Source organism: Pseudomonas sp. 28 E 9 (assembly GCF_900004785.1).
GTDB lineage: Bacteria > Pseudomonadota > Gammaproteobacteria > Pseudomonadales > Pseudomonadaceae > Aquipseudomonas > Aquipseudomonas orientalis_A.
Map to the genome: position 1 here is coordinate 225,460 of NZ_CVTK01000054.1, position 14,231 is coordinate 239,690.

A 14,231-nucleotide genomic window follows, 5' to 3' on the forward strand; every position below is an offset into this window, starting at 1 on the left:
CGCCCACGCGGCCGACCCCGTCGCACAAAGGAGCCGACATGCCGCGTACGCTCATAAGAAAGAACCCCAGCAACTTCAAGACACTGCCGCTGCATGTGGAAGCCACCCCCGAAGGCCTGAGCTACCAGAGCGTCGGCATGCCGCTCAACTTCGCCCAGACCCTGCAACGGCGCAAGCCGGTCGAGGTGCCGGACGCCGAACGCTTTGCCCTGGAACTGGCTAATCTCGGCGTCTCGGTGCGCCTGACTCTGCACTGGCAAAACAAGGATTACTGGGTGCTGGTACGCCAGCGTCGCCAGGATCGCGGCGATGTGGTGCTCAAGCTGATCTCCGGCTACGTCCCCGCCCATGAACTGAACCTGCCGCTGCACACGGCCATTCAGGAAATTGCCGAGGAATGCCTGCTGGAAACCCCTGAGGGCTGGCTCGGCGGGCGCTTCAACGATACCTGGCTGCCGGCGCCCTACTCCGCCGCGCTGCATTACCGTGAAGCCCTGCCGTTTCGCCTGAGCCCGCTGTCCGGCGCCGCGCGTCCGGTGCGCTGCGCCACCACCCAGTTGATCGAGCGTCCACGGGCCTATGTGCACCTGCCGACGGCGTCACTGCAGCTGATTTACGACCTGCGCCTGGAAGTGCCCAAGGAAGCCAAGTCCCTGAGCCTGTTCCATGTGGATGAGCGCCTGGAAGGTGACCAACTGGTCGCGCGCCTGGATCGCAAGCGTCCGGACCTGTACCTGATGCCGCTCAAGGACGGCGAGCCCCTTGCCGAGCTGTACACCGTCAAGAAGGACCAACTGTATCCGGCGAGTACACGGGGTTTGTACCTGGCCGAAAGCTTCGCCCGGCAGGACGGCTGGCTGGTGCGTGATGAGCGGATTCGCTGGAAGGATTGGCTCAGGCAGCAAGGCCTGGCACAGCCGGAAAAAGAGTCAAAGCTCAAGCGCTTGACCGGCAAGGCGCAGCAGATGCTGCGCAAGATCGTGCCGAAGAAAAAAGCCAGGGGCTGACGCACACCCGATATCGCTATCGGCCTGCGGCTCAGCCTTTGAGCAAGCGCTCCAAGCCGACCTTCAACGGGGTAGGTTCAGGCAGGGTGAAGCTTGCCAGCAGGCGCCGATTGTCGGCCCGCGAATGGCGAATATCCCCCAGGCGCGCCGATCCGTAGGTAATGACCGGCAACGTGCCCACCACTTGCTCCAGTGCCTGCAGCACCTGCTTGAGCGTAGTGGCGTGGTTCCAACCGACGTTGATTGCCCCTGCGGGAATGGTCGGCAACTCGATGGCCTGCACCAGCACATCCACCAGGTCTTCCACATACATGAAGTCACGGGTTTGCTCGCCATCGCCAAACACGGCAATGGGCAGGCCCTGCTGCACACGCTCGCTGAAAATGCTGATCACACCGGAATACGGCGATGACGGGTCCTGGCGCGGACCGAAGATATTGAAGAAGCGGAAAACCACCGGCTCCAGGCCATGCTCACGACGGTAGAAGTCGAAGTAGTGCTCGCTGGCCAATTTGTCCGAGGCATAGGGTGTCAGCGGCGCCTTGGTCGTCTCTTCGTCGATGGAGGCACCCTCGCCGTTGTTGCCGTAGACCGCTGCGCTGGAAGCGTACACCACACGCTTCACGCCGGCCTTGCGCATGGCTTCGCAGATATTCAAGGTGCCGATGAAATTGCTCTGGTGCGTGCTGACCGGATCGTCCACAGAGGCCTGGACCGACGCCACAGCCGCCAGGTGAACCACCGCCGACGCGCCAACGACCACTTGAGCCAAAAGCTCGGCGTCTGCCACATCACCTTCCACCAGTTGCACGCGCGCGTCATCCAGGGGCAGGTTGCTGCGCTTGCCGGTAGACAGGTTATCCAGCACCCGCACCGAATAGCCCTTGGCGAGCAACGCGTCAACCAAATGCGAACCGATGAAGCCTGCGCCTCCGGTGATCAACACCCATTTATCAGCGTTATTCATTGTTACGTATTTTCTCGACGATGGCCGTGGTCGAACTGTTTTCCACCAACCCCAGCACTTTGACGGTGCCGCCGTAGGCGCTGACGATGTCCGCACCGACCACTTGGTCGACGGAATAGTCACCGCCCTTGACCAGCACATCAGGCTTGACCTGGGCCAACAGGTTTTCCGGGGTGCCTTCAGAGAAGCTGATCACCCAGTCCACCGCACCCAATCCAGCCAGGACCGCCATGCGCCGGTCGACGCTGTTGATCGGTCGGCCCGGGCCTTTCAAGCGGCTGACGGAAGCATCATCGTTGACCGCGACGATCAGGCGATCGCCCTGGGCGCTCGCCTGCTCAAGGTAGGTCACGTGACCGGCGTGCAGGATATCGAAGCAACCGTTGGTAAACACGATACTTTCGTTGTGGGCGCGTGCGTCGTCAATCGCCAGCAGCAATTGCTCGAGCCCCAGCACACCGCGCTCCGAACCTTCGGAACGCTGGATGGCGCGACGCAACTCGGGGGCGCTGATGGCGGCAGTACCCAGTTTGCCGACCACAATGCCCGCCGCCAGATTGGCCAGGGCCACGGCATGGGGCAGTTCCTCGCCGGCGGCGATGGACGCGGCCAGGGTGGAAATCACCGTATCACCGGCGCCGGTGACGTCGAACACTTCCCGCGCACGCGCCGGCAGGTGCATCGCCGGGTGGCCGGGACGCAGCAGCGTCATGCCATGTTCGCCACGGGTCACCAACAGGGCACCGAGTTCAAGATCGGCCATCAGCGCCGCGCCCTTGCTGACCAGTTCGTGCTCATCGGCGCAACCACCGACGACCGCTTCGAACTCACTGAGGTTGGGCGTGATCAGGCTGGCGCCCCGATAAATCGAGAAGTCCTTGCCCTTGGGATCGGCCAGCACCGGAATGTTGCGGGCCTTGGCGGCCTGGATCAGCACCTGGTGATTCTTCAGGGCGCCTTTGCCGTAGTCGGACAACACCAGCACCTTGATGCCTTCGAGCAACGCGTTGACCTGGTCACCGAGGGCCAAGGCGTCGGTGGCGAAGGGTTCTTCGAAATCGATACGCAGCAATTGCTGGTGACGGCTCATGACCCGCAGCTTGACGATGGTCGGCTGATGGGCGATGCGCTGGAACAACGCGCGCACGCCGGCACCGCGCAGGCTATTGGCCAGGCTGTCGGCCGCTTCGTCGTCACCGGTCACACCCACCAGGGAAGCCGGGGCGCCGAGCGCGGCAATATTGAGGGCAACGTTGGCAGCGCCACCCGGGCGGTCTTCGATTTGCTCGACCTTGACCACCGGTACCGGCGCCTCAGGGGAAATCCGTGAGGTACCACCATGCCAGTAACGGTCGAGCATGACATCGCCGACCACCAAGACAGGGGCTTGATTGAATCGCGGCATGGACAACTTCATGGAGCAACCCACATACAAAATGAACAGGGGCGCGATATTAGCACAGGGTTTGCGATGGCTTGCGCCCACCGCAGGGCAAATGTGGGAGGGGGCAAGTCCCCGATGGCATAGGTATCTACACAACTCTATGACGCCCAACGCTAACCACGATGCGCAGCGAGTCGCTCTTGATCTTAGGCGCCCCTTGAAACCACGCGGCCGAGCGCAAGCTTGAATCCGAGGATAACCCGCAGAACGCCGGGTTAGCCGCACCGGGCCAGGGATGACCCATTGCGGCGGCCCAGAGGCCGCCATCGGGGGCAAGCCCCGTCCCACATTTGGACCGGGGTCGACCAAAATACCGGTCGGCTCTAAGGCCGCCGTGCTTTTGATCTTGATCTTAGGCGCCCCGTTAGACCACGCTGGCCGAACGCAGGCTTGAATTCGTGGATAACCCGGCAGGACGCCGGGTTAGCCGCCCCGCGCCATGGATGGCGCGTGGCGGCGGCCCACGGATTCAAGCCGGAGTGAGGGCACACCGAGCCCAAGCGAGGTGCCGAGTGGTGGGGCAAGAGCCCTTTGGTTACTTTGGGGCTTTTTCCAAAGTGACCCGCCGTCAGGGCGGAACCAATAGCAGCCGTTACCGCAGAAACGGATATGTACCCGGTCCGACCCAACATCCTGGTCGGCCCAGAGGCCGCCATCGGGGGCAAGCCCCCTCCCACATTCGAGCCGTGGCGCCTGTTGGATCAGGTGATGTCGGCCGCCACCGGTGCATCCAGGCCCATGGCATGCAGGCGGGCGTAATAGCCGTTCTGCGCCAGCAGTTCGCCGTGGGTACCGCGTTCGACGATGCGCCCGTCGTCCATCACCAGGATCAGGTCGGCCTTCTCGATGGTGGACAAACGGTGTGCGATCACCAGTGTGGTGCGGCCCTGCATGACCTTGTCCAGCGCGGCCTGGATATGCCGCTCGGACTCGGTGTCTAGGGCCGAGGTGGCCTCGTCGAGAATCAACACCGGTGCGTTCTTGAGCAGCGCACGGGCAATCGCCAGGCGCTGACGCTGGCCACCGGAGAGCAGCACGCCGTTCTCGCCGACCTGGGTATCGAAGCCCTTGGGCAACTGGTCGATGAAGTCCTTGGCGTTGGCATCCGTCGCCGCCGCTTCAACGTCTTCGCGTGGCGCGCCGGCCAGGTCGCCATAGGCGATATTGTTGGTCACGGTGTCGCTGAACAGGGTCACATGCTGGGTGACCTGGGCAATGTGCTTGCGCAGGTTGAGCAGCTTGTAGTCTTCGATCTCGATGCCATCAAGCAGGATTTCACCGCTCTCATGGTGATAGAACCGCGGGATCAGGCTGGCCAGGGTCGACTTGCCACTGCCCGAGCGCCCCACCAGGGCGATCATCTGCCCGGGTTCGGCGGTAAAGCAGATGTCCTTGAGCACATGGCGTTCGGTGCCGGGGTAGGTGAAGTTCAGGTTGCGCACTTCCAGGCGACCGCTGACCTTGTCGCGTTCGAGGGTGCCGTGGTCGACCTCCACCTCTTCGTCCAGCTGTTCGAAAATGCTTTCGGCACCGGCCACACCCTTCTGAATGGTCGAACTGACTTCCGACAGTTGGCGGATCGGCTTGGGCAACAGACCGGCCAGGGTGATGTAGGCCACCATGTCACCGGCCGACGCATCGCCGCGCAGATACAGCACCAGGAACATCAGCACCGCCATCGCGGAGTAGATCACCAGTTGCAGCGCCGGGGTGTAGATCGCCCCGGTGCGGGTCATGCGCAGTTGCTTGTTGGTATTGCTCTGGCTGGCCTTGAGGAAACGCTTCTCTTCATAGACCTCGCCACCGAAGCTGCGCACCACGCGGTAACCCTGGATGGTTTCCGAGGCGACGTGGGTCACGTCACCCATGGCCACCTGGATCTTCTTGCTCTGCTTGCGGAATTTCTTGCTGGCCGTGCTGACCATCACGGCAATCAACGGCAGGATGGCAATCATGACCAGCGTCAGGCGCCAGTTCATGAACAGCAGCGAGGCAAACAGGAAGATCACCGTCATGCCTTCGCGGATCACCACCTTGATCGCATCGGTCGCCGCCCCCGTGACCATGGTCACGTTGAAGGTGATGCGAGAAATCAGGTGCCCGGAATTGTGGTTGTCAAAGTAACGGTTAGGCAGCGTCAGCAGGTTGTTGAACAACTGCACACGCAAATCGTGGACCAGGCCCAGGGAGACCTTGGCCAACAGGTAGTTGCCCAGGAATGAGCCCAGGCCCTGCCAGGCCGCGATCAGAATGATCAGCAGCGGCACCGCCTGCAGCAACTGCAGGTCGCGCAGGAACGGCACGGTCGGAAACAGCACGGCTTCGGGATTGGAAAGGCCGTCGACGAAGTATTTGAGGATGTAACCCAGCATCGGTTGGGTCGACGCGAAAATCAGAAATCCAAGGATACTCAGCGCGAACAAGCCCATATAAGGCTTAACGTAACTGAGCAGGCGGAAGTATATTTTCAAGCTCGAAGGGCTTGCGCTCGGACTGGAGTCGGTCATATCACGCGGCGTTTTGAAAAAGGAGGCTGACTTTAGCACAGCTTCTCTGTTGTACTTGCACCCGGCGTACGCCACGACCCGGCAGGATCACGCGGGCGACATTACATGGCCACCCCCTCGGGAGGGTCGGCTTTCTCTTTCCGGAATGGCTCTATCGTATGCACTCCAAGCGCCTTATCTATGGCTCGAATCGCGTTTTTGACTTCCTGGTCCTGTGGATTTTGCCTGTTGGCTTGCTGTTGCTCTTGAGTGCACTGTTCTTCGTCGGCAACCGCAATGTACTGCACCGGATCGTCTACCTCCTGTTCAGCGTGCCCACCCTGTTCCTGTTGTGCATGCGCCCCAGGGAACTCAAGGACCTGTTGCGCGAGCCGATCGCCCTGGCGTTCCTGGCTTTCTCCGCCTGGGCGCTGATCAGTCTGCTCTGGAGCCCCGAGCCCAGCGCCGACACCGACCTGTTCAAACGCCCGCTGAACACCTTTATGCTGTTTGGCGGCTGTGGGCTGCTGTTGCACTACCGCAACGAGTTGTTCAAGCCGATCTTCTTCGGTGCCGCAGTGATTGCGCTGGTGGTGTGCCTGGGCAACCTGGTGGCCTTCGCGAAGGCGTACGAACCTGGCATGCGCATGATCGGCGGCCTCGGCGCCCTCGATAATCCGTTGCTCAGCTCCCATCTGTTCGGTTTTTTCACGGTGTACTGGCTGTTTATCTGCCTGACGACCCAGCGCCTGAACGTGTTGTGGTTCAGCGTACCGGCACTGGCGATCATGGGTCTCACAGTGTTGGCGACGGGCTCTCGCACGCCTCTGGTGGCACTGATGATGGTGATCGTGTGGATGGCCCTGGTCAGTCGCAACCGCCGCTCGGCGCTGCTGCTCGGTGCAATGGTGCTGGCCAGCGCCGGGCTGCTGCTTTTGTACCCGGAACTGATCACGGACCGTGGCAATTCGTTGCGTGTCGAGCTGTGGAAAATGTCGTTGAAACTCATCGCCGACCACCCCTGGATCGGCCATAGCTACGACTCCGAGCTATACCTGACATTCGACAACGGCTACCAGCTGCGCGAGCCCCATAGCTTTGCCCTTGGCGTGCTCTATTACGTCGGCATCATCGGCTTCATCCCCTGGATCTTCATGCTCGGCTATGCCCTGTACAAGGGCATGCAACGACGCGCACAACCGCTGTTCATCCTGGCATCGTCCCTGCTGGTCTACGGCATCGGTGCGGGCCTGACCGAAGGCGGCGGCATCCTGTCGCGACCCAAGGAGCATTGGTTCCTGCTGTGGATCCCGTTGGCGATCATTACCGGCCTGAGCATCGCCCAGCGCCACCGCAGCCTGCTGCGCATGTCGGTGCAATCGATCAAGCGCCCGGCATTTGACCAGCTGTGCAGCAATGCCCAGGTGATTGAAGCCGATGGCCTGGGGCCAAAAGTCCTGCGCCTGGAAGACGGCAGCTTTCTCAAGCTGTTCCGCCCGCGCCGTTGGTACACCTCCGGCAGCTTCAACCCGTATTCCGAGCGTTTCGCCAGCAACAGCGAACAGTTGCGCAGCCTGGGCATTCCCACCCCGCACATCCTTGGCCTCTACCACTTGCCCGACGCCAGCGGTGCCGTGGCCTATACCCCGCTGCCCGGCCTGACCCTGCGCCAGGCCATGCAAAGCCTGGACAGCAGCCTGCGCGAATCGCTGGTCGAGCGTTTCGGCCGGTTCATGGCGCAATTGCACGAACGCGGTGTGTACTTCCGCTCGCTGCACCTGGGCAACGTGCTGCTGATGGACGACGGCGAGTTCGGCCTGATTGACGTCGCTGACCTGCGCATCTACCCCTCGCCCCTGCGCTACGCCTTGCGCCAGCGTAACCTGCGTCACATGCAGCGCTATCCGCAGGACCGCAACTGGCTGTTCGAAACGCATTTCGAACACCTGGTAAAAGGCTATGCGACGGTTGCCAGCCCGACGGCCACGGCGAAACTCCGCGAACAGGTACATAGCCTGGCCAGCCCGGCCAGCTGATAAAAAAGGCGACTATCACTGCCGTGATAGTCGCCTTTTTTACATCCCTCGTCTTCAGCTCCTCAGCGGCGTCAGATACAACCGCACCAAGCCACGCAAGGTCTTGCGCCCCCAGAATTTCAGCGGGATCTGCTTGAGAATCTCCCGTGCCAACGGCCGGTCACGGTCGGCGGTCTTGAGGAACATCGAGTTCAGGAAGTTGTAGCGCACCGCATCGTAGGCCGGGTGATCGCTGAACTTGGCGTAGGTCTTGAGGATGTTCTGGATCATGTAGCGGTGGTTTTTGTAGGTATTGCTGGCGTGCTGTCGGTACTGCGCCATGACTACGTCAAGCGCATCGATGGTGTAGCCCGCCGCGGTTATCTTCAATTGAATCAGCAGGTCTTCCAGGGGAATCAGCGGATCGAAACCACCGACCTCCTCCAGCGCTTCGCGGCGGATCAGCATGGTCGGCGCGGGTGGAAACGGCTTGCGGTCCATGAACATGTCGTCGAAGTCGAGACTGCGAAACGGCACATCACGGCGTTGTTTTTTCTCCGGATGCAGGTTGCCGTCACCGTCGATCAGCTCGATGTTGCCGGCGCAGATCCCCACCCCGGGCTTGCCCTCCATGTAGGCCACCTGGGTCGCGATACGGTCGGGCAGCATGATGTCGTCTGAGCCGAATGGCGCGATCAGGCTGCCTTTGGCGCGGGCAAGCGCGTTATTCAGTGTGGCGGTCAACCCCTGGTTCTGTTGCACCTGGAAATCAAACCCGTGCTCGGCCTGCAGCCGTCGGATGCACTCGACGCTGTCATCCTTGGAGCCGTCGTCGATCACCAGCAATTCGATATTCGGGTAAGTCTGGCCGAGCACACTCAGGATGCTCTGCTCGATGTACCGAGCGTGGTTGTAGGACGCGATAATCACCGAGACCAACGGTTGTTGCGCTGTCATGCTCTACCTGCTTCTTTCAAACCGGTTTCGATCAAATCCAGATACTTGCCCTGGAACTCAGCCAAGGCGTGGTTTGCCTCCAGGTAACGGAAGACCTGCTCACCCTTGGCGCGTAACTGTTCATCACTCATGGCCAGGTAAGTGTCGAGCGCCGCAGTCAGTTGCTCCACGTTGCCGGGCTCATGGGACAAGCCGCCCGCCCCTTCAACCAGCGGCAACATGGCCGGCCCGTTGGAGGCGATCACCGGCAGGCGCCCGCTCATGCCTTCCAGCAGCGCCAGGCCCAAACCTTCAAGCAGGGACGGCATGGTCCAGATATCGAAGGCGCGTACGTACTGCAGACCGTCCTCACGAAAGCCCAGCAAGTGCGCACGGCCAGTGAGGCCGAGACGCTCGATGTCCGCCCGCAGGTCAGCTTCGGCGCGGCCGGAGCCGATGATGCCCACCTGAGCCTCTGGATATTTGTCCTTGAGCCGTGCAAACGCCTGCAACAGGTGCGTGTGCCCCTTGATCGGCACCAGGCGCCCCAGGGCACCAATCATCCGTGCCTCCAGAGGCAAGCCAAGGGCCTGCCGCGCTTGCTCGCGCGGCAACTGCAAGGCCTCGGCCTGGGGGATGTCGATCGCGTTGGTGACAAAGGTGGTGTTCTCGTGGGTAAAGCCACAGTTCAAGCCCACCAGGTAATCCCTCACCGCCGCCGAAACCCCGACGAACCGCCAGGCCGGACTGACCATGCGACGCATCTGGCGCCGACGATAGGCCCGCTCGTATTCGCCGAAACCGTGGGAGATGCCGATGCACAAGGGAATCTTCAACCAGCGGTTGAGCGCCAGCATCATGTTCACCGACTTGAAGCGGTTACAGATGACCACGTCGAACTTCTGCTCACGGCAATACTTGTAGATTTCCCACATGGCCCGCAGACGAATGCCCTTCAGGGCTTTCTCGGGAAATTCGAAATATTTGGAATGGTCGGCCACGCTCAGCGGCTGGCCCGGCTGGGGGCGTCCACTGAGGAAGGCCGATGTGACCTCGAACCGTTCAACCGGCAACGACTTGACGATCTGCTCACCAAGGTCAGCAAAATCATGGAGTTTGACGTTGTAGTCCGGCTGTAGCTGCAAAACCTTGAAACGAGGCTTCATATTGCTCCATGAGGCAACCGGGCTACTGCGCGCAGCCCGACGTAAAAATCAACTTCAGTCCTGCTTGAGCACCCAAAGCAGTTCATGACGGCGCACGGCCTTGCGAAAAAACTCATTCTCGCCGTAAGGCGATGGACAACGACCCGCCAGCAATTGTTGCAGCAGACGGCGCACGCGACGCTTGAAGGGCGGCCGGGGTTGCAGGTCATGCATCATGCCCAGCGCCATGGCCTTGTCCTGCTGCTGGCTCACGCTCAATACACGGCAATAGGGTTCGAATACCTGGCCGGCCTCGAACTGCGGCGGCAACGCCACGCCGGCACCCGAATTGCCCATGGGCCAGCGGTCGTTATCATGCAGGTGGTTGGCGTACCCGAGCAATGTGCTGGGTTGCCACTCCAGCCCTTGCAACGCTTCGATAACGGCGTTGTAGGCGCAGATATGATCCGGGTGAGGGTCAAGGAGCGGTGTCGGCAACACGATCACCTCGGGCCGCGCCTTGAGCAGCACCGCACGTAGATCGGCAATCAGATTGACCCACGTCGGTGCACCGTCCAGATCGCCGGGCAGCGCCAGGCTGTTGAACCGGCGAAACAGCCGCGTATCGTCCAATTGCGCCTCGCGGGACGCCTGGGGCTGATCCGGCGCGGCCTGCATGGCCGGCAGTTGCAGGCAGAAGTAGCCCAATTGCACGCACTGTGCTTCAGGAACACCGGCCCAGCGCGGCACGCAAATGCTGTCCCAGGCCCGCAGGCGCCCTTTGAGTCGAGCGGCATCGGCCTGCGCCAGGCCCATCTGCTGATAGTGCTCGGCTTCGATTTCACCTGCGGTCAAGGTCACGATCCAGCTTTCATCCGCCTGGGCATAGAGGCCAAAGGCCGCCAGTTCGGCGTCGTCGGCGTGGGGGGCGATCACCATGACCCGCTGACGGGCGTGATCCGGCTGACGGAAAATCCACAGGCTGGGCTGGCCGACCACGCGGCACAAGCGGCCGCGCAACGTCAACTCGCCCGCCGCCAGCGTTGCGGCAGAACCGGTCAGATTCAGGTATCGCTTGCCCGCCACACCGCGCTCGAACGCCTGACAATCCCCCGCCAGCTCGACCGCCGGGTCAAGGAAACGCCCGAGCCAACCGCTCTTGAGCTGCACTTCAAGGATCAGCGTTTCGTCACCCGCCAGTTCCAGCGGCGTCTGCGGCACCCATCGCCCGTTATCCAGGCGCAGGCCAACCTGCTGGCCGCTCGGGGCGAAGTGGTACTGATAGTCGTCATTGGGCGAATAAAACAGATGATCGGCGAACCAGGCTTCGTGAGCCACCCACAGCAGCAGCGCAAGGATCAGCGGCAGCCACCAGGCCACCAGCACACCGGTCGCAACCAGTATCAGCAGGCAGATCAATAGCGCGACGCGCTTGTTGCGCCGATGGCGCTTGAGCAATTGCTGTTTGCGGCTCATACGCTGAACACCGGCACCGGGTTGCACCAGCGCTCTTTATATTCACGGTCGGCACGCCCGAACGAGAAGCGCAACGGCAAATCCTGCGCGCGCGCATGTTCCCAGGCACTTTGTGTATTGAGGAAACTCAGCACGCTCCCCGGGCTGAACGCACGGGTCTCAGGGTCGACGCCACCGTTGACGTACTCAACGCTTATCCATTCGGGCGCTTGAACGCGATACACCACCTGCACGGCAATCGGCGCGTCATTGAGAAACAGCACCGAACCGATCAGGAACGTCTTGAGCAGTTCCAGCACCTCGGCCAGTCGCTCGGCACCGGTGGCAGGAAAGCCCCAGCGCCGCTGGAACAGATCGCAATAAATCGCCGCCAGCTCCACGCCGGAAAACTCGCTGACCGGTCGCACCACGCCACCCGCTTCCTCGAGCAAACGCAATTCACGGCGCTGGTTGTAGCGAAACTTTTTCGACAGGTCTTCGGGAGTGCGCGCCATGGCCAATTGCTCGGCCTGGGGCTTGAGCGTACTCACGCGCCCCTGGTTCAGCGCCGACAGATAACGGCCACGGTGACGCAGCGGCACCTGCGCATCAGCGGCTATCGGCAGGATGATCTCGGCATTGCCCAGGTCAAACAGGCCCTTCTTGCCGGTGCGCTTGAGCACGTCCTTGGAAAGAGCAAGGTCGCGTCCCCAGGTGGCGATTGCCCCCTTGAGTTCACCCCCTTGCTTCCAGCCCAGGTAACGCACCGGAATCTGCGCCAACCCCGCCAGGCGTTCGATCACCTGAGGATGGGTCGCCACGCTGCCGCCGTAACGCTGCCAGGCCTGGGCGTAAACGTCGGCATCGACAGGCGTCCAGCCACGTTCACGCCAACCCTGGAAGCGGTTCAGCATTTAAACCACAGCGTCATAAGGGTCCACACCATCCTTGACCACGAGGATGTCTTCCATGATCAGGTACTGCAGGTCGGAGCCGAAGAACATGTTCAGCGCGTCGGTCGGCGAGCAGATCATCGCTTCGCCACGACGGTTGAGCGAGGTGTTCAGGGACACGCCGTTGCCGGTCAATACTTCCAGCTCTTTCATCATGTCGTAGTAGCGCGGGTTGTACTCGCGCTTGAGCACCTGGGCGCGGGAGGTGCCGTCTTCATGCACCACTTCCGGCACGCGGGTCTTCCATTCTTCCGACACTTCAAAGGTGAAGGTCATGAACGGCGCCGGGTGGTCGACCTTGATCATGTGCGGGGCCACGGTGTCGAGCATCGACGGGCAGAAAGGCCTCCAGCGCTCGCGGAACTTGATCTGGTGGTTGATACGGTCGGCCACGCCGGTGGCGCTCGGGCAACCGATGATCGAACGACCGCCCAGGGCACGCGGACCAAACTCCATGCGGCCCTGGAACCAGGCCACCGGGTTGCCGTCGACCATGATCTTGGCGATGCGCTTGGGCATGTTTTCGATCTTGCGCCAGTTCGGCTTGCTTTCATGTTTGGCGCAGGCAGCGATCACGTCTTCGTTGCTGTAGGACGGGCCGAGGTAGACGTGTTCCATCTTCTCCACCGGCACACCACGAGCGTGGGACACATAGGCGGCCGCACCCACGGCAGTGCCGGCATCGCCGGACGCCGGCTGCACGAACAGCTCCTTGACGTCATCGCGGGCAATGATCTTCTGGTTCAGCTTGACGTTCAGCGCGCAGCCGCCGGCAAAGGCCAGCTTGCCGGTGTCCTTGAGGATGTCGCCCAGGTAATGGTCGATCATCTGCAAGGCCAGTTTCTCGAACAGCGCCTGCATGCTGGCCGCGTAGTGGATGTACGGCTCGTCGGCGATATCGCCTTCGCGCTTGGGGCCCAGCCACTCGATCAGTTTTGGCGAGAAGTAGAACCCCTTGCCCTTCTCTTTATAACGGCGCAGGCCGATGACGTTGGCGTAGTCGGTGTTGATCACCAGCTCGCCGTTCTCGAAGGAGGCCAGGCGCGAGAAATCGTACTTGCTGGCATCGCCATAGGGCGCCATGCCCATGACCTTGAACTCACCGTCGAGCATCTCGAAACCGAGGAACTCGGTGATTGCGCCATACAGGCCGCCCAGGGAGTCCGGATCGTAGAATTCCTTGATCTTGTGGATCTTGCCGTTTTCGCCATAGCCGAAGAACGTGGTGGCGTACTCACCCTTGCCGTCGATGCCCAGGATCGCGGTTTTCTCCTGGAAGCCCGAGCAGTGGTAGGCGCTGGAAGCGTGGGCCAGGTGGTGTTCAACCGGTTCGATCTTGATTTTCTTCGGATCGAAGCCCAGTTGCTCCAGGCACCAGACAATCTTGTTGCGATAGCGCTTGTAACGGCGATTGCCCATCAGGATCGCGTCGAGCGCGCGGTCCGGGGCGTACCAGTAGCGTTTGGCGTAGTGCCAGCGCGCCTCGCCGAACAGGCTGATCGGCGCGAAAGGGATCGCCACCACATCAACGTCGGACGGTTTGATGCCGGCCTGTTCCAGGCAGAACTTCGCCGACTCGTAGGGCATGCGGTTCTTTGCATGTTTGTCGCGTACGAAGCGCTCTTCTTCGGCGGCCGCAATCAGCTTGCCGTCGATATACAGGGCCGCGGAAGGATCATGGCTAAGGGCGCCGGACAGGCCAAGAATCGTCAATGCCACTGGGGTCTAGCCTCTTTTAGTCTGCATGCAGGCGCAGCGCGCCTGAAAAAAGTGTGCCTCCCGCCCGGGCGGGAAACAGCTAAAGGGCGGGATTATAACTTAAA

General features: G+C 61.6%; 10 protein-coding genes. 2 read left to right on the plus strand and 8 right to left on the minus strand.

Annotation, left to right across the window (positions count from 1 at the left end; translation table 11 throughout):
- The first annotated feature begins 38 nt into the window (after positions 1–38).
- Complete coding sequence (locus BFQ00_RS22780; protein ID WP_065886556.1) at positions 39–1,007, plus strand: metal ABC transporter ATPase; 969 nt, start codon at positions 39–41, stop codon at positions 1,005–1,007.
- Positions 1,008–1,038: 31 nt separating this feature from the next.
- Here the strand turns inward: BFQ00_RS22780 and BFQ00_RS22785 are convergent, their stop codons facing one another.
- The 3 genes from BFQ00_RS22785 to msbA all read right to left on the minus strand — a co-directional run bounded on the left by BFQ00_RS22785 (position 1,039) and on the right by msbA (position 5,925).
- Positions 1,039–1,974, minus strand: a complete 936-nt coding sequence (locus BFQ00_RS22785) for an NAD-dependent epimerase/dehydratase family protein (RefSeq protein WP_065934827.1) — start codon at positions 1,972–1,974, stop codon at positions 1,039–1,041.
- On the minus strand, positions 1,967–3,391 hold the full coding sequence (hldE, locus tag BFQ00_RS22790; RefSeq protein WP_065886558.1) for a bifunctional D-glycero-beta-D-manno-heptose-7-phosphate kinase/D-glycero-beta-D-manno-heptose 1-phosphate adenylyltransferase HldE: 1,425 nt from the start codon (positions 3,389–3,391) through the stop codon (positions 1,967–1,969). The genes BFQ00_RS22785 and hldE overlap by 8 nt, the downstream gene beginning before the upstream one ends.
- 728 nt (positions 3,392–4,119) lie before the next feature.
- Positions 4,120–5,925: a lipid A export permease/ATP-binding protein MsbA gene (msbA, locus tag BFQ00_RS22795; RefSeq protein ID WP_065886559.1), complete on the minus strand. Its 1,806-nt coding sequence runs from the start codon at positions 5,923–5,925 to the stop codon at positions 4,120–4,122.
- 158 nt (positions 5,926–6,083) lie between these two features.
- Here msbA and BFQ00_RS22800 point away from each other — a divergent pair, with 158 nt between their 5' ends.
- Positions 6,084–7,940, plus strand: coding sequence for a bifunctional O-antigen ligase/aminoglycoside phosphotransferase family protein (locus BFQ00_RS22800; protein WP_065934828.1), 1,857 nt, complete (start codon positions 6,084–6,086; stop codon positions 7,938–7,940).
- A 54-nt stretch (positions 7,941–7,994) separates the two neighbouring features.
- Here BFQ00_RS22800 and BFQ00_RS22805 read toward each other — a convergent pair whose 3' ends face one another.
- From BFQ00_RS22805 to BFQ00_RS22825, 5 genes are read right to left on the minus strand one after another with little or no spacing between them, the layout of a single operon-like run.
- Positions 7,995–8,876 carry a glycosyltransferase gene (locus tag BFQ00_RS22805; RefSeq protein WP_065934829.1) on the minus strand — a complete coding sequence of 294 codons (882 nt, stop codon included), beginning with the start codon at positions 8,874–8,876 and terminating at the stop codon, positions 7,995–7,997.
- Entirely contained in the window at positions 8,873–10,021 is a 1,149-nt protein-coding gene (locus tag BFQ00_RS22810) for a glycosyltransferase family 4 protein (RefSeq protein ID WP_065896712.1), read from the minus strand. The genes BFQ00_RS22805 and BFQ00_RS22810 overlap by 4 nt, the downstream gene beginning before the upstream one ends.
- 54 nt (positions 10,022–10,075) lie before the next feature.
- Positions 10,076–11,476, minus strand: coding sequence for a PIG-L deacetylase family protein (locus BFQ00_RS22815; protein WP_065934830.1), 1,401 nt, complete (start codon positions 11,474–11,476; stop codon positions 10,076–10,078).
- Positions 11,473–12,369 (minus strand): antimicrobial resistance protein Mig-14, encoded by an 897-nt coding sequence (locus tag BFQ00_RS22820; protein ID WP_065934831.1) that lies wholly within the window; start codon positions 12,367–12,369, stop codon positions 11,473–11,475. Before BFQ00_RS22820 ends, BFQ00_RS22815 begins: the two co-directional genes overlap by 4 nt.
- Entirely contained in the window at positions 12,370–14,127 is a 1,758-nt protein-coding gene (locus tag BFQ00_RS22825; protein WP_065886565.1) for a carbamoyltransferase family protein, read from the minus strand. It abuts the gene before it with no gap.
- Positions 14,128–14,231: the final 104 nt, after the last annotated feature.